The sequence below is a fragment of the Sphingobacterium pedocola genome, assembly GCF_015209965.1.
In the GTDB taxonomy this organism is placed as follows: domain Bacteria; phylum Bacteroidota; class Bacteroidia; order Sphingobacteriales; family Sphingobacteriaceae; genus Sphingobacterium; species Sphingobacterium pedocola.
On record NZ_MU158690.1, the window covers coordinates 946,605 to 967,234 of the forward strand.

11 protein-coding genes are annotated in these 20,630 nt (G+C 44.4%); 7 read left to right on the forward strand and 4 right to left on the reverse strand.

All coding sequences use genetic code 11. The features are described from left to right. The 6 genes from C4F40_RS14025 to C4F40_RS14050 form a co-directional block, all read left to right on the forward strand. The coding region (locus C4F40_RS14025; RefSeq protein WP_196940008.1) for a collagen-like triple helix repeat-containing protein at positions 1 to 2,419 on the forward strand (2,419 nt) is incomplete at its 5' end. A gap of 122 nt (positions 2,420 to 2,541) precedes the next feature. Continuing rightward, the gene (locus C4F40_RS14030) at positions 2,542 to 9,564 is read left to right on the forward strand and encodes a thrombospondin type 3 repeat-containing protein (protein WP_196940009.1); all 7,023 of its coding nucleotides are present in this window, start codon (positions 2,542 to 2,544) and stop codon (positions 9,562 to 9,564) included. A 58-nt stretch (positions 9,565 to 9,622) separates the two neighbouring features. After that, complete coding sequence (locus C4F40_RS14035; RefSeq protein WP_196940010.1) at positions 9,623 to 10,123, forward strand: hypothetical protein; 501 nt, start codon at positions 9,623 to 9,625, stop codon at positions 10,121 to 10,123. Between the two features lie 111 nt (positions 10,124 to 10,234). Beyond that, positions 10,235 to 11,824 carry a T9SS type B sorting domain-containing protein gene (locus C4F40_RS14040; RefSeq protein WP_196940011.1) on the forward strand — a complete coding sequence of 530 codons (1,590 nt, stop codon included), beginning with the start codon at positions 10,235 to 10,237 and terminating at the stop codon, positions 11,822 to 11,824. Positions 11,825 to 11,928: 104 nt separating this feature from the next. After that, positions 11,929 to 12,939: a PorP/SprF family type IX secretion system membrane protein gene (locus C4F40_RS14045; RefSeq protein WP_196940012.1), complete on the forward strand. Its 1,011-nt coding sequence runs from the start codon at positions 11,929 to 11,931 to the stop codon at positions 12,937 to 12,939. 74 nt (positions 12,940 to 13,013) lie between these two features. Beyond that, positions 13,014 to 14,969 carry an OmpA family protein gene (locus C4F40_RS14050; RefSeq protein ID WP_196940013.1) on the forward strand — a complete coding sequence of 652 codons (1,956 nt, stop codon included), beginning with the start codon at positions 13,014 to 13,016 and terminating at the stop codon, positions 14,967 to 14,969. A 170-nt stretch (positions 14,970 to 15,139) separates the two neighbouring features. Here C4F40_RS14050 and C4F40_RS14055 read toward each other — a convergent pair whose 3' ends face one another. The 4 genes from C4F40_RS14055 to C4F40_RS14070 form a co-directional block, all read right to left on the reverse strand. After that, positions 15,140 to 15,916, reverse strand: a complete 777-nt coding sequence (locus C4F40_RS14055; protein ID WP_196940014.1) for a sensor histidine kinase — start codon at positions 15,914 to 15,916, stop codon at positions 15,140 to 15,142. 175 nt (positions 15,917 to 16,091) lie between these two features. Further along, positions 16,092 to 16,718, reverse strand: a complete 627-nt coding sequence (locus C4F40_RS14060; protein ID WP_196940015.1) for a helix-turn-helix transcriptional regulator — start codon at positions 16,716 to 16,718, stop codon at positions 16,092 to 16,094. A 496-nt stretch (positions 16,719 to 17,214) separates the two neighbouring features. Next, positions 17,215 to 18,549 (reverse strand): sensor histidine kinase, encoded by a 1,335-nt coding sequence (locus C4F40_RS14065; protein ID WP_196940016.1) that lies wholly within the window; start codon positions 18,547 to 18,549, stop codon positions 17,215 to 17,217. Positions 18,550 to 18,551: 2 nt separating this feature from the next. Continuing rightward, the gene (locus tag C4F40_RS14070; RefSeq protein ID WP_196940017.1) at positions 18,552 to 19,229 is read right to left on the reverse strand and encodes a response regulator transcription factor; all 678 of its coding nucleotides are present in this window, start codon (positions 19,227 to 19,229) and stop codon (positions 18,552 to 18,554) included. A 206-nt stretch (positions 19,230 to 19,435) separates the two neighbouring features. On the opposite strand from C4F40_RS14070, the gene C4F40_RS14075 reads away from it, so the two are divergent. After that, positions 19,436 to 20,617 (forward strand): efflux RND transporter periplasmic adaptor subunit, encoded by a 1,182-nt coding sequence (locus tag C4F40_RS14075; protein WP_231390069.1) that lies wholly within the window; start codon positions 19,436 to 19,438, stop codon positions 20,615 to 20,617. The last annotated feature ends 13 nt before the right edge of the window (positions 20,618 to 20,630 follow it).

A 20,630-nucleotide genomic window follows, 5' to 3' on the forward strand; every position in this document is an offset into this window, starting at 1 on the left:
TATCAACCAGTTTGAAGAAGTGGTTAACGGCGGTCCTGTTACGGTTAACGGTACTACCTATAATACGATAGAGGAATACATCGAGAACATCGTAGCGGCAAACGAGACCAATACGACGTTGATCGACAATAACGACGGTACGTACACCTATACTTCAGAAGACGGTACGGTAACAACTGTTGATATCCCTGCTTCAGTCATCAACCAGTTTGAGGAAGTGGTTAACGGCGGTCCTGTTACAGTTAACGGTAACACTTATACAAGTATTGAAGAATACATCGAGAACATCGTAGCGGCAAACGAAACCAATACGACGTTGATCGACAATAACGACGGAACGTATACTTATACAAGTGAAGACGGCACGGTAACGGTAGTCGATGTACCTGCTTCTGTTATCAACCAGTTTGAGGAAGTGGTTAACGGCGGTCCTGTTACAGTTAACGGTAACACTTATACAAGTATTGAAGAATATTTAGAAGGGCTAGACACCAATACCACAAACGTAAGTTTAACACATGACGGAACTAATTTAATCTTAACTGATAGCGATGGAAATACTGTTCAAGTTGCCTTGGCTGATATAGGGGTAGATGGTGTTGGAGTAGCATCGACTGTTAACAACGGCAACGGTACCTTTACTATTAATTATACAAACGGTACCTCGTTTACTTCATCAGATTTAACAGGACCAGCTGGTCATGATGGACCAGTAGGAGCACCAGGAGAAGCAGGACCGCAAGGAATACAAGGAGATCCCGGACCACAAGGACCAGCTGGTGTTGATGGTGTTGGAGGTGTTACCCAAGCAGGTACTGGTGTTAGTGTCACTGGTGCAGGTACTGTAGCAAACCCTTATATTGTGAGTTCAACAGTTACTGATACCGATGATCAAACAATTACCGATTTAAGTATTACGGGAGGTGTATTATCTACAACAATCGAGAATGGTAATACGCAAACGTTAAACCTGATCTCTGGCGATGCTGGGAACGGTATTACAGCAGGTACAGATGGTGCCTTGTTTGTGCCGCAGGCAACAGCGATAGAAGCCGACAATGGTTTGCACATAGAAGGAGAAAAAGTATATCTTGGTGGCACGTTACTGGAAAGTACAAGCATAACACAGGACGACAACTTCTTGAGATTTTCCGACATCCAACAAACAACTTTCTATAATGACGCAGGCACCGGAATACATCAGGATGCTGGTACCGGAAATAGAGCTTCGATGACTTTGTCTCATGGTGGTGTTAATTCATTCTCGATGTATAGTGATAACAATTCTGATGTGCAGATGTATGCATCCAATAATGCTACGAAATTACTTATAGGTACTCATAATATTACCGGTGCAGCGGCTCCCATTGATTTCTCTACCAGCGCGGGGGGCGGTGCAGCTTCAACCATAAAAGCCCGGATTACAGGAACAGGAGAAATGGGTGTTGGAACTATTAATCCTACTGAGCGATTGGATATTGGTGCAGACGGTGTGCGTATCCGTGACATTAATACTACAGCTTATGAAGGGGATGCGAATACAGATAAAGTTGTAGTAGCCGATGCCGATGGGGTACTCAAAACGGTTGACGTAGCTGATTTAGCTTCGGATCCGCTCAACATCTATAACACCGATGGTCTTTTGACAGGAACAGAAACAATCAGGAACCTAGGCTTAAACGGAAAGACGCTGAGATTTAATGGAACTGACAGGAGAACTCATTGGGATGCGGCTGGAAGAATACATCAGACAGCTACCAATACTGCCGTTGATGCAGCTATGGGATTTCATAACGGTGGTTCCAATTTATGGATACAGCAGTGGAATGCTAGTAGTTCTTCAATAACTGCTTCTGGTAGCTCTACTGAATTATTATTGGGAACACATGCCACTGATGTTTCTGCTCCGATAACATTCAGTACGAGTGCGGGAAGCGGAGCTCTTGGTACTGAAAAAATGCGTATATCCGGTGAGGGCGAGATATCGTTTAACAACTACCCCAATACCCGCGACGATAGTGGCACCACAGCGGTAGAAAACATCCTCTACACCGATGAAAATGGTAATATGCTGTCGGCTGATATTTCAGCCCTTACGCTCCAATCAGCCCATTATCGGGCTACCAGTCAAAACACCGGTAAAGAATGGATCGGCGGAGAACCTGTTTTTGAAGTGGTAGGTGATATTACATTGGCAACCAATTCCAATGTAGTGGATCTCTCAGGAAGTGATATTCCTACTGGAGCTACTGTGATAGGTGTCAGATTTATAAGCAAGACCACAGGATCTATCAGTACCAACATCATAGAATATGATCAGGTCAATAGAACCTTGATACTTGGAACTGCCGGCTCCATGACCACCTTACATCCGGCAGGAGATTATTATATCATTGTTGAATATACGGTAGTACCATAATTCGGCGAAAGGTAAGGTATTGGTAAAGCTGATATGTCGCGGCTGCCTGTCTCAACGCAGGTGGCCGGGATAATCTTTCATAAGTTGATCAATGGAGTGGATTGTAATTTATTAAACTAAACATGAGAAAAACATACAATTTGAAAATTGGATGGGTTACAGCGCTATTTTTTGCCGTACTAACATCGGCTTTCGGGCAGTCTCCCGGGGGCGTGTCCACCGGTTTGGCTGCTTGGTACAAGGGGGATGTAGGATTAGCGGGAACTTTCTGGACAGACCAATCGGGGAATGCTTACAATCTGGAAAGAACCTCGGCACCCGCTGGCGAGTCTTTGATCAACTTCAACCCAGTCGCTTCTTTTGAAGGGGTTACTGTTCACCAGTTCAACAATCTCACGCCCAAGCTCCTTTGGCCGGTAGGCAATACTACACCCACTACATACTATTATGTGGCTAAAAACAATACAGCTACCGCCAACAGAGCCGTATTTGGTATTGGCGCATCCGGTGATGTTTCGGGCTTTCACAGCGGTCAACAAGCTACTACCGGAGCCATAGCAACTAGGGGTACCGCGAGTTTTGCAAACAATGCAGGCACTGCCATGGTTCCTGCTCCGCCTAATTGGGATATCACACAACCCAACCAAGGGTTGAATTTGGTAAGGACTGGATATGATGGAGGTGGTGCTACCGGTAGAAACTATATTGCTGCCCAAAGCTGGACGGAAGCCATCAATGCAACCAACGTAAACCCTACGTATGCCAATACTGCGGCCTTTAGGATAGGTTCTTCGGGAGCAAATTCTGTTTTCTGGAGCGGGGATGTGGCAGAAGTGGTGGTTTTCTCCGGCAAACACGATCCTGCCGAGTACAATAAGGTAGAAACTTATCTTGCGTTAAAGTATGGTATTTCCAAGCAAGGCAACTATGTCGATGCAAATGACAATATTATATATAACGATGCAACCTATAACAACAATATTTCCGGAATAAGCAGGGATGATGCCTCAGGATTGCACCAAAAACAAGCTATGTCCCAAAATGCAGGAAATCAATTGCTGATAGGAAATGGTAGCAGCTTGTTTGCTACCAATGCAGACAATATAAATAATCTGGCCGACGGCCAGTTTTTGGTATGGGGGGATAATGGATTGCAAAGACAATTAATAGAATCACTAACCCATAATGCTCCAGGTGGTCAAGTCAACAACAGATTTGCAACGATTTGGCATGTGCAAAATACCAACACCGTAGGTTCAGTAACCGTGGCTTGGCCCGCAGGGATTACTAATTTACATCTGGTACGATCTACGGATGCAACAATAGACGTAACGGACGAGTTTATCCCGATGACTGCTGTCGTTACTGTAAATGGTGTTGATTATAACACAGCAACAGTTACTCTGAATGATGGAGACTATTTTACGCTTGCTGGATATCAGTTTGCTCCGGGAGGCGTTAGCGGACCTGATTTCTGGATTAAATCCGATGATGCTGGAGATATTACCACTGCATGGAAAGATCAGTCCCTTAATGAGGACAATATTCCGAATGTAGGAGGAATGACACTTTCTCCTGCTGATAGAGCCCATAACTTCCATCCGTACACCACAGATTATACTGCTTCAAAATTCTTTTATAATCCTGCTACGGTAATGAACCCGCTGGGTAATGCAGAATTGCCTAATACCAATACTTCTATTTTCTCGGCAGTAAGACCTATTACCAATGGAACAGGGCGTATCATAGGGATTGACGATGATTTAAACGCTTCCGAACCGGCAATGTCGATTGAAAATGGATTTCCAAGACAATATGAATTTTTTGCCGGAACAACCGGAACAAATTTTTCAACAACATTTAATATTAATGTTCCCAATGTTTTCTCGGCTATTGCTAACAATTCGGTTGCCAATGGGGGAACTTCGACTTCGTCGGGAGGTGAAAAAGTATTAGGTTTAAATGGTGTTTATGAAACAACGCCATACACAGGAACTAATAGGTTCCAGATTTATGGTATTAACCTGAGAGTAGGTCATGCTGGTTGGGATGCTCCCGGGGCTTTTCCTGGTGATATTATGGAGGTGGTTTGGTACAATCGTCTTCTCACATCAAACGAACAATCCAGAGTCAATTCTTACCTTGCTGTAAAGAATGGTACTACATTAAACGAAAATTACCTTTCTACAACCAGCAGTATTGTTTGGGACAGAACCCTGAATAATGGTTATAACAATAACATTTTCGGTATTGCAAGAGAGAATGTTACTGCATTGCACCAAAAGCAAGCAGCCAGTACAGGTACAAATCAGAAATTAGTTATTGGTCACGGCAGCTCTTTATTCGAAAGTAACCTTGATAATACCAATGACTTAACCGAAGGTCAGTTTTTGTTAACAGGTGACAATGGTTTAAAGCAAGGATTAAAGACTGCTTTAGCATACCCGACTGCTCCGGGTGGTGAAATAAACCATCGTTTTGAAGCTATTTGGAAAGTTCAAAACACAGGCGGTACAGGTACAGTAATCATTGCTTGGCCAAAAGGCATCAACAACTTGCATTTGGTACGCTCTACTGATGAGACCTTTGATAACTCGGACGATTTTATCCCCATGACGGATGAAGTCACTATCAATGGTATTGAATATAATACCACTACCCTCACTTACAATGATGGGGATTATTTCACCTTCGCCGGGTTTGCTTATGCACCGGGAGGAGTGGTCAATGCACTCAGCTACTGGTATAGAGCTGATATAGATGCGGAGAATACCGGCGTAGGAACGGAAGTAACTTCCTGGACAGACTTCTTCTCCGGAACGGTTATTTCTCAATTAGGAGGGAATGCTTTGCCTGAGTTTGTTGAAGGGGATATAGATTATTTCAATTTCAATCCAGGTGTCAATTTCACTGCTGCTACGCAGACACTGGGGAATATGGGGGTTCAAACCATATCGGAATTGGATTTTGATATCTTTATGTTCACCAAGGAAGGAGTTAGCCATTCGGGGGGGAATCCAAGGATTTTCAGCTCATTGGTTGATAATAATTTGCCTGCGGGTAGCATTAGCAGATGGGACGGAATTGGGTTGCTTGCAGACCAGCGGTCTGAACGTCTGAATAATGCATATGGATCAAGATATCTGGCTAATCCCGGTGGTATAACTTTTTCAACCACCATACCAAGTATAATGTATCACACATTTACCGATCTCACCATATCAAAAGGGTTGAACGGAGCTGCAAACGGTGCAAATGGAACCCATGGAGCTAGAGGGTTTATGAATGGTGGACATGCGTTTGGAGATACACGTTTTTCAAGTAATGGAAGTGATAATGCAGGTTTTATAGGTCATCTAGGTGAAACGATCATCTATGGAGCGGGTAATTTGAGTGAAATTGAAAGAAGAAGAGTAGATTCCTATTTGGCTATCAAATATGGTATAACGCTCGGTCGTTTGGAAACCCTGAACTACCTTTCTTCAACAGAAGAAACGGTCTGGGATGGCGTGAACAGTACCGATTTCAACAATAATGTCTTTGGTGTCGCACGTGATGACATAGGTGCCTTAAGCCAAAAAGTTTCTACCTCGGTCAATCCTGCCGCGAAGGGGGTATTGATTGTGGCGACCACCAATGATTTCGCCTCTCCGAATGCTGATCCGCAAAGAACAGCTTTCGGTGAAGATCACACGTTTATCCTGTTTGGAGACAATAACGGGACAGGTGAAGCGGCTCTTGCTACGGATCCTTGTACCGGACTTCCTCTGGATCCTGCCATTACGAGAGCCAATAAAGTGTGGCGTGTAGAGACTACAGGCAACCCTGAACCCATCTGGCTACAGACTAATCTCAACGACTATACCTTCAATTCCGGTATAGAAATTTGGGTAGCCGATGATGAAAATTTCAGCACTAACCTGGTCAGATTGCCTGCGGCTTCTTATGCGGGTGGCTTGGCTTCTTTCAACTTCTTGTTTACCGAAGGGGTTAGGTATATGACTTTCGCGGGGATAGTTTCTCCTAGCGACTGCGATGTCTGTACAGGTGGTACCTTTGTATTCAAAACAGGTAGAAGTTGGAATACTACTTTAGAGCGCCAGAACAATGTGATGGATCCAGAGATTATAGGATCGAGCGATCAAGGGGATTTGATTGTGAATATGTCGGCGGATTACCCTGTCGGTGTTGAGTATGGTCCAAACGCTTATCCGCGTCCTTACGGTAGATGGTTCTTGTCCAGAAGACGGGACAACCAAAATGTGGAGGTAATCCATAGCATCGATCTAAATCAAACGGTGGCTGGGGCAAGTTTCCAGATTTCGAATATCAATACCTATCTCAGCAATGCCAATAAGTTTACTGTCATAGGCTATGACTGTGATGGCAATGTGGTGATGCCAAAAATTACCCACGCTGCCAATCCTACAACAGCCACTACCTATGAAATACAAGGAAATCAAGTACTTGGTGCCAAGCCGTATAGAGGGCTAACTTTCTTGCATTCTACAGCAAATGTTAGATTCAATAGACCAATTGAGCGAATAGAAATCATTTTTGATGTGGAAAGAACGAATGCGCGCCAGACGCTCCGGTCATTGGATATTGGAGATATTACATTCGAATGTGCGATTCCGCTACCGCCGACTGTGGATAATGTGACGATGATACAGGACTTCACACAAAGCGAAGAAGTGGCCAGCTGTATAGAAACCACGATGCGACTACGTTTCATCAACAGCAATTGTGACACCAGGACAGTTAATGTTTCCCAAACACTACCTGCTGGATTGGAGTTTGTGGAAGACACGTACAACGATTCGGAATTTGGTTCTCCGACACCGTATACGTATGACGCCAATACGTTTACACTCAATGGACTCGAACTGCCATCAGGTACTACCTTCCTTTATATTAACGTCAGAAGCACGAATGGTACGACCACAGTGTATAATACATCAAGTGATTATACAGTAACTGAAACAAGTAATTCATATAGTAGTATCAATCCGGCAGCAGGCGAGTTTAGTACGGTAGGTTTTGTTGCCAGTAGCTTCACGGCGCCGGATTTAAACTTCCTTTATGAAGTAGATGCTACCTGTCTGGGCGAGGGAGATCAGGTAACCTATACCTTGAATTTTGACAATCAAGACCCAGAAATTACCGGAGCTACATTGAAAGTGTATTATGATTTAGGTCAGGATATCACTTCAGTTACCTTCAACAATGGAACCTCGGGTGTACTCGGATTTGATCCTACAGGTGAATCCTATATTGAGATCGATGATTTGGTCATTCCGAACGGCGAAAGTTCCATTACCGTGACGCTGGATATTACCAACGAGATATTTACGGATGAAGATGCCGCTTCAAGCTTCTTTGAACTGGTCATAGATCCGGATAATCCTTGCTCGGTAGAAAACCCATCGATGCTGTCCAATGTGATCACATTAGAAGCCTGTCCTGGTATTGATCCTGAGGTCTGTACGGAAGAAGTGGAAGGAAATACGTTTTCTTCCAATGGTGGAGTCCCGATTACATTCAACCAGCCGGCTACCAATTATGGTTTTCAGTTTGATATTCATTCCTTGGATAATTCCTTCAATATGGAAATCAATGGGGTACAGCTGGCTACACAGGAAATTGAGTTCCAGTCTGCCGGGACAAGCGGTATCAATGTGCGGTTTGCTGATGGGGATCAATATGAAATCAATACAAATGCTATATGGCAGATGACGGGTAACGCATCAGCACCTCTTATCCGTGTTGTTATTGCTCCTAATGGAAATGTTACTATGTATGGAAGCAAGACTTCCGGTGGAGAGTTGCATCTGTTGGAATTGAGTAACGGTAATAGTTTTAATGCGATTACATGGAATGATGGAGCACCCAACACGATTGTGGCTACCCAATCGGTAGTTGGCTCTACCTATATCTATGGACGTGGGAGTGGGTTGAACAGCGTGCCTTGTCCGGAAGACCCTTGTCCTGGACCGGATACAGATGGTGACGGTATCAACGATGCTTGCGATCTGGATTCAGACAATGATGGTATTTTAGATAGTGTTGAGTGTAGTAATACATACAATGATATGCTAGCCGCCTTTGTGTCAGGAGGATTAATAGATATTGCTCCTTCCGATTTTGGGTTGGCATTGAACGCAAAAAACCAAGATGTAACAGCTGATTTGAGTGCCAAATTTGGGTATCCAGCGAATTCTGGTGCAATTATCATACGTATTACAAATGCTTCAGTCCATCCTACTGAAGATAACTGGTGGACAAAAGACGGTGAAGCTGCTTCCAGATGGGATATTAGTGGGGCATTAAGCGCGTTTTTAGTAATGTCACAAGATCCTCAGTATTATGGTAACGATAGCAAGACGATTCATATTTATGATGCAGGAGTTGTAATGCCTGTGACTGCTCCTGGATCAGAAAACCAAGTTCCAATATCCGGAGAATGGGCGGTTACAGATCTGCCAACAGAAAAAACGCTATCTAATTTAGACGCAAATACGGGAACAAACGAATTTGGCCAATGGCGTTATATAAATATGAATTTTGGTGCAAAGTCATTCGGATTTTCAACCACAACAGCTTTTGGTGATCCAGTTTACGTGGTGTCGATGTATTTGGAATGTGATACCGATGGAGATGGTATACCAAACCGTCTTGATCTGGATTCAGATGGTGATGGCTGCCCGGATGCGATCGAAGGTGACGGCAACTACACCTCTGCAGATTTAAATCCTGACGGTTCCATTAATATTTCGATGTATCCGGTAGATGGAAATGGGGTGCCTGACAACGGAAATCCGCAGGGTGTAGGAAGTTCCTCAGATGCAATGATAATTGGCTGTTATTGTGTGCAACCCGGTGCAACAGGAACACCGACTGAATTTACCAAGGTAGGGGTTTCAGACAGGAGCGGAATGGTCGCAAACTGGCCTGAAAACATTCCAAATGGTTTCATTGCCATCGAATCGGAAAATAAGGGCTTTGTAATTACCCGTTTAACCACAGTGCAAATCAACGCCCTTGATGCCGTAGAAGGAATGTTGGTATATGATACCGACGAAGAATGTATCAAGCTGTATAACGGGACAACCTGGAATTGTATCCAAAGGGGTTGTAATGAATAATAGAGAAGGATATTAATTTATAAAAATCAAGAATATAGTATATCAAAACATAAAAATCATGAAAATACCGGCTTTGTTACTACTTGGGGTTTGCTTCAGTTGGACTGTGGTTCATGGTCAAACGGCTATTGAAAAATTAACGGTAGATGGTGGTGGCGTATTGGACTTTGCATCCGGCACCACCAAAGGGATTATCCTACCTGCTGTAGCGACCCTGCCCTCCACACCAGCAAACGGCACGTTCCTGTATGACAAGAATGCCCAAATGGTGAAAATGTTTGCGAATGGGGCTTGGGTTAACCTTTCAGACGAGGGGGACAACAGCGCTGTGTTGCCTTATTCAGGTACGGCTGCTGGTACGCAGACGGTAATAGGAGCCAAAAGTACAACTGTCGACGGCGTGCTGGTATTGGAAGCGACGGATAAGGCATTGGTACTTCCGAAAGTAGCTTCTCCGCACCTGAATGTACCCGGTCCGTATCCGGGAATGATGTGTTATGATACAGACGCCAAGGCATTGGCTGTCTATGATGGTACCGTGTGGAGCTATTGGAAGTAAGTCATTGGGCTTCGAGAAGATTTTTATACTAACGAGCTAAATGAAATCTTCTCGAGCTTGTACCTATAATAAGACATGACTAATGGTGACTCTTAAAAATAAATAGCGTGTATGAAAAAGCGTTTACGAAATATAATAACCTTCGTGGCTATGTTGATATCATTTTCGGTGTCTACACAGGCCCAGACAGGTCTTAGTTCATTTGTAACCCATAACGGCCCGCAGACGATTTCTTCCGGAACCTTCGAAGTAATCTATTCGGAAAGTTTATATTTTGGTCCAAATGCAGATGTGCAGTTGGATGGCGATCTGATAGTGTATTCCCGGAATATCTGGATAGCACCGACGGCGCGTATTCATGGTAGCGGTACATTGACCCTACATAGTCCGGCTTCTAACCCGATGTATGCGGGGTGGGCTACTGGAGCTACGGTAGTAGATGGCAATAATAATATAGCGTCTATTGATGTCACAATTGTTTTGAACAACGACCACGGAATGATCCTAGAAAATATTGAGGGGCCTTATCCAGAAGGGGGCACGTTTCCTTCCTCCAAGACAGCGGCCTTGCGTATCAGCAGGTCTATAGATCTTGCTGTAAACGGAGCGAATATTTACCTGAACGGTCATGATTTTGAACTGGGGACGGCGTCGAATATATTGCATGCAAACCGTGACCGGATGGTGGTGACCGATGACCGTGCTGATGGTCATTTGATCAAGAACTATCTTGGTGTGTCGGCATTCTTGTTTCCTGTCGGGATCGCTGCAGGGGATTACACGCCGGCGACACTGACGCCGTCTACGGCAGGTCGCCAGGTCTACGTATCCGTTACGAGCTATGGGGCTGCTACAAGCATCGACTTTAGTCAGGCAGATATTGATCTGGGTATGGATCGTGTTTGGAATATCTACGCCGATGAGTCTTTACAGATGAGCTACCGTCTACAGCATAATATGGCAACCCACGGTGTTGCATATGTGGATGCAGACGCACGGATTGTTCAGAATGCCGATGGTGGTAACTGGATCGGCGATGTAACTGTATTCAATGGTGAAGGCATACATACGCGAGAGGATATCGAAACCCGAACAGGTAATACCCTGACAGGAACATGGTTTACGAAGCAGTCACTATCGTTAGTAGGTCCGACGGCGAACGATGATGGTCCTGTTGACATTACTTACGGTCGCAATACAAATGAAATTCCGGCGATCAATGTACTGGAGAACGATGAACCAGGATCGAGTGCGATTGTTATTGGTTCGATACGTGTGGTTACACCGCCATTGAACGGGCGTACACAAGTTAATCCAGATGGAAGTATTACCTATATTCCGAACGAAGGATATGTGGGCGAAGATCGTTTTGAGTATGAGATCATGGATGAGAACGGCCTGAGGTCTACAGCTTGGGTTACGGTAAATGTACTTCCACGGAATCTGATCATTCCAAATGTTTTCACGCCAAACGGAGACGGGAAGAATGACCGTTTTGAAATAGTTGGTCACGAAGGTTTTGACCGGATAGACTTGGTTATTCTTAACCGTTGGGGAAATGAGGTCTACAGTAGCTCTGACTACCGAAACGAATGGGACGGATCTGGACTGAATGAGGGTACATATTTCTATCTGATTACGGCTCATAACGGAACGCAGACCCAAATTTTTAAGGGAAGTGTTTTGATTAAGCGCCAATAAATGTATTAGGGTCGTTAATTTTAGAGACGTAATGTAAGGTTTCTCAGAAACAGAGTATTACGTCTCTACTTACATTCAATGGATAATATTAGACAATAAAGACGATGAAAAAGTCCACACCATTATTTTTGATTCTACTACTTGTTCTTCTTGGGACCGGGTTGCGAGGCCAGCAGAACATCCAGATGACACAGTATATATTCAATTCGATCAGTGTCAATCCAGGATATGCGGGATATAAGGAGGAATGGTTCGGTCAACTGGGGCTACGGAGCCAGTGGACCGGCTGGGAAGGTGCTCCGAAGACAGGTATGTTATCGGTAGACGGCGTACTCGATCCGGAGGAGCGGAGGCACGGCGTTGGGCTGGTGGTGACCGGTGATCAACTGGGCGCTCAGGCTGCCACCAGTATTTATGCGAATTACGCGCTTCGCCTGCAGCTTGACCGGGCCGATGAGCACCGTTTAAGCTTGGGGATCGCTGGAGGGGTAACGCAATACAGTCTGGACGGTAATAAACTCGATCCCATTGACCGTGTGGATCAAGTATTGCCGGATGGAAAAATATCGACGTGGAAGCCCGATGTCCGTCTCGGGGTATATTACAGCAACCCAAGATGGTATGCTGGTGTATCGGTACAGGATCTTTTTTCCGGAACAGATAGCGATGAAGATTTCCAGTTCAACCAGAATTCACTGGAAAGCCTGGCACGCAATACGCACGGCTATCTTATCGCGGGGGTACTGTTGGAGCTCGACCCCGGACTGTTGCTAAGACCGAGTATCTTGGTGAAGGACGATTTTAAAGGGCCCACTTCTTTGGACGTCAATGCGATGTTCATCTTTAACGATAAATTCTGGATCGGGGGCGGATACCGTACCCGGGCACGCGTGTTTGACCGCGATTATAGCGACTACTCGGTAAACAAATTGAGTTCCCTGAATTCACTTAGTGTGATTGCGCAGTTTTACGTGAGTCCTACACTGCGTATAGGATACTCATACGATCACATGTTGAACCGCATGAGCGGACTGCAGCAGGGTACGCATGAAGTTACGCTTGGCGTGACCTTTGGCCGCCTGGCGCGCCAGATCCTGAGTCCGCGCTATTTTTAGGAAACGGAATCGAACCGGACTGTAGGAACCGGAGGTTGCATGAATAGAAAGATCATTGTTAAGACAGATAAATTATGGAAAGAAGATATTATATAGGGAGCTTTCGGTTATTGGCTGTTTCGTTACTGCTTTTAGGAGTAGAGCTGTCCCTGGCGCAGGAACAGCCCAGTCGGAGGAGCCGCGCGGAGCTGCTCTACAATAAATTGGAGTATGCAAATGCAGCGGCAGCGTATGAAAAGCTCGTTGATGTGAAAAAGCCGCGAACGGAAGATATGGAACGTCTGGCAGATAGTTACCGGAGGATCAACGAATACGAACTGGCGGAGAACTGGTATTCGCGTATAGTGCTAGAGCCCGATCATAAGCAGGAGTCTCTGCTGCATTATGCGGAAGTGCTGAAGAAGAGGGGCCGCTACGCCGAAGCCAGTAAACAGTATCTGGTCTATCAGGAGAAATACGGAAACGCGGAAAACATAACGCGTTATATACAGGGGGCCGACTCGGCTGTGGTATGGATGAAGAGCCCATCCCTGCACAACCTGAGAAATGAAGCTGCTATCAATACAGCCCTTTCCGAATTTAGTCTTGTGCCAACAAGTGGAGGTGTTCTGTATGCGGGCGAACCCCACGGATTGTTAGACAACAAAAGTGGTATGACGGGACAGTCTTACCTTAAAGTGTATGCTGCAGACCGGACAGGGGATTGGGAATTAAACGGTCCCAATATCATGGGAGGTGCCTTCAATAATGCGCTGTACCATGTGGGGCCATTAGCTGTAAATGCGGCAGAGGATGTGCTTTATGTAACGAGGACATACCCGGGGAATGAAACGGAGAAATACCGGTCGGATGGATTGAAATGGCGTAAACAGAACCTGGAACTAAAAATATATAGAAAGAACGGAACAGATTGGAGCGAAGAAGACTTTGCCTATAATAATGTGAAGGAATATTCACTGGGCCATGCAGCACTGAGCAGCGATGGAAAGGTATTGTATTATGCTTCGGACATGCCCGGCGGGCATGGGGGTGTGGATATCTGGTACAGTGAGCTGCAGGGCGACAACAGCTGGGGAGCCCCACAGAATGCCGGATCTACGATAAACAGTGCGGGTGACGAGATGTTTCCGAACGTGTCCGGTGATACCCTATACTTTTCGAGTGACGGCTGGGTAGGCATGGGCGGCCTGGATATATATAGGTCTATAGGCAGCCGCTCGACATTCGGTACCCCTGAAAACCTTCGTTATCCGCTGAATTCGGCAGGTGATGATTTCGCCTACGTCGTAGAGGCCAACGATGAGGATGTCATCTACGGATACCTGTCGTCAAATAGACCGGGGGGAAAGGGAGGTGACGATATCTATTCGTTCACGTTTGCGAAACCTAAATTTATCATCGTTCTGGAGGGATTGACCCGCAACAGGGAAACAGGAGAGCTGTTGCCGGCCACTAGCGTGACGTTGTTTCATAAGGGAAAAGAGATAGCTGCAAAAGGTATTACGGACAAAGACGGACGGATTACATTTACGCTAAATAAGGGTGAACCTTACCGTTTGCTGGCGGAAAAACCGGGTTACCATTCGGATTCGACCAGTGTTGAGCGCTTATTTCCAACACGGGACACCACGGTACAGGTCGCAATGAATTTACAGCCGATATACACAGTAGGCGATAAGTTTGTCCTAGAGAATATCTACTACGACTTTGATAAACATAATATCCGCAAAGATGCCGCTTTAATCCTTGATCAATTAGTAGCAACAATGCGCGATAATCCTACACTTCGGATCGAATTATCGAGCCATACGGATAGCAGAGGCAGTGATAGCTACAATGAGAAGTTGTCCCAAAGACGTGCGCAAAGCGCGGTCGATTACATCGTGACCCGCGGTATAGCACGTGACAGATTGGTTGCCAAGGGATATGGTGAGAAGCGGTTAGTGAATAAATGTAGCAACGGTGTACCCTGTTCGATTGCGGACCATCAGGCAAACAGACGTACTGAAGTGGAGGTATTAGCGTACTAAGTACGAAGACGATTACTTTTAACTGGATTCTAATTAACAAGATTTACAATCATCTCAGATTGTTGTTTTCACAATAAATAAAAAAGAAGGTGTTGCCTCCCAAGCAGCACCTCTTTTATTTAGGACGAATCTATATCTGGCGTAAAATATTGAATATGTACCGCACGAGGTCATAATGGGAAATGAATAGTTAAACGGGTGCCTTCTTCAGTAAGAGCGATTAGCAGACTTCCTCCAAGGGAGCGGATACGATTTTCGATGTTTGTTATTCCCAGCTCTTTCCTTTGTCTTGTTTTGGCTTTGAAAGTTGTTCCATTGTCCTGAACATATAATACGATATGGGAATTTTCTCGATATAGGAGGAGGTTTACCTCGTTGGCATTTGCATGCTTAAGTATATTGGTAAATGCCTCCCGAATAATCTGGATGATCTCACTCCGCAGTTCAAAGGAAGTTTCGCTTAAAGAATCTGGGTCCAAATAGATGCTATAACAATATTGCTTGGAGGGAAAGGCGGACTTTGCCATATCGTCGATATACCCCGCAAACCGGTGTTCATCGACCTGAAGCGCATGCTCGTAAAGGCGATGACTACGATGGCGAACTTGTTTGTATGCATGGTGCACCAAACTGTTCAAATATGCGAGGTCATCTGTTTTTGAGTCGTCACTTAACTCTTCGTTGATGATTTCCATCCTGTTTTTAATGCTGGCCAATGTACCGGCCAGTTCATCATGCAAACGCTGTGCGATACGTTGCTGTTCGTCGCGCCTCGCTTGATCACGGGCCTCTTCCATTAATGCAATTTGTATATCTGCAGCGTCGTTTAGGGATCGTATGGTTTCCTTTGCCTGCTTTCCTCGGTGTCGGATATATAGATAGGCAGCTACCGCTTTAAGTAGAAAGAATAAAAAAAAGCTAATTACCCAGCTCTGGTTCGTTTGCATATCGTTACTTTTTATTAGATCTTTTGAACAATAGCTTTTATTTTTTACCTTGGAGAATGGTGTAATGCCTGTATATCTGTATATTACTTGTGTTCTCTTCGAAGTGGGTTTCAATCTTATTCCCAAGTCGTAATGATAAAAAAGAAGCTTTTTATCATTATATACGAGTTACAGACTAAATTAGATTCCATTCGTTTACATAAATAAGGAGTTGCCCAATCGAAGTAACCTTTGCTTTCGTCATCATGTTTCGTCTATGGGACACAATGGTATGGCGGCTCAGAAATGTTTTCTCTGCTGTTTCGGCTATGGTAAGTCCTGAAGCAATATATTTTAGAATTTCCAGTTCACGGGAGGTAAATAGAATCGGCTTTTTAGCGATATCATTTGCTTTCATCTCCTGAAAAACAGGACAGCGGTAGAGGTTCCCAGCTTCTATTTGTTCGATGCATTCAAGCAACACATCCAACCCCGTAAGTTTACTGATAATACCCTCTGGGGCATGATTTTCGATGTTATGTAGAACTGGCCAGCTCGAGGTTCCGGTAACGAATATAATTTTACATAGTTTATTGATTCTTTTTACATCGGTTAGAACAGTGAGACCGTTGTTGTTCTGGAGGTAGTAATCCAAAAAGAGATAGAATGTTTTACGGCTGTTCTGTTTTAATAAACGAATAAGACCAGATGGTTCGTGGAACGTGTGAACAGTTTCAAACTGCGTGTATCTTTCAAGCAAAACGGAGAAGGATTCACCAAACAGTTTATGGTCATCTAATACAATGGCAGTCTTATGATTCATTCACCTTTTGTTTCTTGCTTTTTTTGAGATACGAAATATCGTTTGTTCAATAATTAAATGGGGCTGTTCAAAGGTAGTGAATTACGGGTGTAGTTAATAATGGAGACCGTAGCAAAAATTTGTTAAAATGAGGTTAATGTATAGCAAAATTTTGCTATATAGAGATTAGTGAGTAGGTAACAGTATTGATCTTTGGTTTCTTTGTAGCATGCTTTTATGTTGTTTATCCCCGTTGAGCAGTTTGTAGACGAATAGAGAACGTCACAAGTTTTTCTGCCATGGGTGGAGCGGTCTTGGGTTTATCTGAGATAGTGTTCAGAATATGAGGTAGTTGTTGTCAAAGAATAAGTAGTGCAATCATCCCCGATTGCGTTTTTCATAAAGAAAAGCCGGTGTTGCTCCCCAAGCAGCACCGCTTTTTGAATTAATGACCGCATACCACCGCTAAATGCCCAATCTTCTCTTAATAAATCAATAATATGCTGTGCATGCAATCCTATACGGTTAATTCTACCGTTGTGCCGTTTTCGCCGGAGCTGATCTCCATTTCTATCCGATGTAGCGTGAAGATAACTTTTGACATGGACAAGCCGATGCCTTTGCCTTGAAAATTGCCCGTATTTCCTCCCCTAAAAAAGTTTTGGGTAATGCTCCCCAGATCTGCAGCTGGAATACCTATGCCCTTATCTGTGATGCACAATTTTAGTCTACCAGCTGCGATATATATTCGGATACGTACAGACTGGTTGTTGGAATATTTAATGGCGTTCTCGATGATATTCTTTAGGGCAGATTCCAACAAGTTCTCGTTCCCGTAGATGTTCAATAATTTGGAGTCGTCGACTTCAAATTCCACCTGGATATCTGCATTATGGTACAGATAGGCATCTTCAATAACTTTCCACACCACTTCATCAATACGGAAATTTTTGAACTCGAAGTTTGTTCGTGCACCGGATAACAGCATCATATTATCTAAGCTGGCTTCCAGATCTGCGGTGTACTGCCGCAGCTGTATCATAACGTCGTTATATTCGGCTACGCTTCTCGCCCTATTCGATGTGACTTCCAACGTGCCCAATATTGCTGTGATTGGCGTACGCAACTCGTGGGAGATGTAGTCTACGAAATTCTTCTGAATGGCGAAAGTTTGTCCGATACGCTCAATAAATAGGTTATACGTCTCTACGAGTGCTGTAATCTCTGCATAGGATTTTTGAAGGGTGAGTGGCTGCTGGAAATTCTTTTCATCCCGGTCCTTAATCTGTTTCATAATTTTGAGGATCGGATCGTAGGCTATTTTGCCGAGAAACTGTGAAAGGATATAGATCAATAGGATTCCGAAGACAAAGACGGCTATAAGAATATAAAGCAGTGAGGTCATTTGGGCGTTGAAATTTCCTTTCCATTCCCGCGCGACAACAACAAAATCGCCTTCGTTGTCTCTGTAGAAGATACCGTGGTAAAAGTGCTCCTTACTTGTCAGGTTTCCTTTCTGCTGTTCGCGGACCGTCTGGATAAATTGAAGGGAAATATGGCTGTCGTTTATCATTTCGCCCGCGGTTTGCCGGTCTAAACGGTCGTACACCGCAATATTCGTTCGCGATATGGTTTTTTGAAGCTGGTTTTTGATACTTTCCCGTTCGGGGTGACTTTGTTCGTCCGCTTCTAAATAGAATACTGCTGCTAGTAGGGTTTTATTTTGTAGATCGCGAAATTGGTTGTGCACCATCCAATTGTAGAAAGAAAAATAGATAAGCGTCGAAGCCAGGAGGATAACGATCGAAAAGACCATCACCGCGTAGAGGGATAAGCGATCTCTTAGTTTCATAGCTATATTTTGAACATGTATCCTATCCCTTTCACCGTATGGATAAATTTATCGCCGCTTTTTTCGATCTTGTTACGGAGATAGGAGATATATACATCGACTACATTGGTCTGATTGTCAAAATTGATGCCCCATACCGCATTGAGAATCTGCATTCGGCTAACTGCTTTATTGCTGTTTTCGGTAAGATACAGCAGCAGTTTGAACTCCCTGGGCGACAGTTCCACAGGCGTGTCGGAAAGAAAGACCTGAAACTGATCGAAGTCGATATGAAGATTGTTGAAATATACTTTGTTCGACTTTTCTTCTGGAGCCTCCGATTGATAGCGTCTTGTAAGCGCGCGGATGCGTGAAAGCAGCTCTTCGAAATGAAAGGGCTTGGTGATGTAGTCATCAGCACCATAGTCAAGCGCACTAACCTTATCCTGTACCGTGCCAAGTGCACTCAGCATTAATATCGGCACATGTATCTTCTTATGTCGGATGATCTGCACGAGCTGGATGCCGTCTATCCCCGGGAGCATGACGTCAACGAGCATGAGATTCCATGGAAGATTGAGGTAGTAGGCTATAGCATCTTCCGCATTGGTACACAGCGTAACCGAGTAAGCATGCTCTTCTAGCCCCTTGGTTAAGAAGTCACTAATTCGTTTATCATCTTCGATTACCAGTATTTGCATGACGTGAAACTCGGGACACGTAAATCTACGAATTTGTTAGGAAATGAAAAATAGGATTTAAATTTCTGCTAAACAAGTATTTATCGTGCCTGTGGCCAACGGGGTAACAAAATGATCGTGTTAATTAATGTTAAGTGGTATAATAATTGAGAAATGAGACGTTAATAGAGTGTATGTAATAAATATATTACATAAGAATAGAAACATTGAAAGGACATATAGTGAATCGTATCATTTTATCAACATTAACTGGCTCATTTATTTTATTTAGCTCCATTTTCCTAACGGTAGCTTGTACGGATGGAAAATCGAAAGAAAAAGAAGCATCAACTAAAGCCCTTGCGCTTCCTGTCCACGTGGTAGAGCGAACGGATGCCGTTACCGTAAAGGATTATCTGGGAACCATTGAAGGAAAGGTCAATGTGGAAGTCCGTCCGCAAGTGGAGGGTTTATTGCAGGAAATCTATGTAGATGAAGGGGCTTATGTGCAGAAGGGGCAGAAATTATTTAAGGTAGATCCTTCCACGTATCAGGAGAACCTGAACAATATGGTAGCTACTGAGCACGTGGCGCAAGCTAAACTGAAGAACGCACAGCTGGAGATGGATCGATTAAAGCCGTTGGTTGCCAATGAGGTGATTTCGGATGTGAGGCTGGCAGCGGCGCAGGCGGAGTACCAGGTTGCCAAAGCGACCCTAGACCAAGCCGCAGCGGCGGTGCGAACGGCACAGATCAGTAAGGACTTCACGATTATTACAGCTCCGGTGAGCGGTTATATCGGGCGTATACCGAAGCGTGTCGGTAATCTGGTGACGAAGGGAGACAAAGAACCGCTGACCTATCTGTCCGACATTAAAGAGGTATACGTCTATTTCGCGATGAACGAGTCCGACTTTTTGTACTTTTCCAAGGCGCAAGCACGCAAAGACAGCGCAGAGGGGCGACAGTATAACCAGCATCACAAGTTGACCTTTCCTGAAGTAACGTTGGTATTAGCCGATGGTGAGGCGTACGAGAAGAAAGGACTTGTTGATGCCGTAAACGGTCAGGTCGACCGAGCTACCGGTGCAATTTCCCTCCGTGCTACCTTTTCGAATAAGGACAACATATTGCGCTCGGGTAGTAGCGGTACGTTAAAAATATCGGAAGTCAGGGAAGATGTGTTACAAATACCTCAGGTGTCGACGACGCAATTGCAGGACAAAACTTTTGTTTTCGTGGTCGATAGCACCAACCGCGCAAAACGTAGAAACATCACGATCGCTGGGCAAAGCAAAGATAAATACATTGTCTCGGATGGTATCCATTCTGGTGATCGGGTGATTTTGAGCGGATTTGACAAGCTCACCGACGGATCCCTGATTATGCCGGTCGCACAGTCAAACTAATTTCTTAAACGCA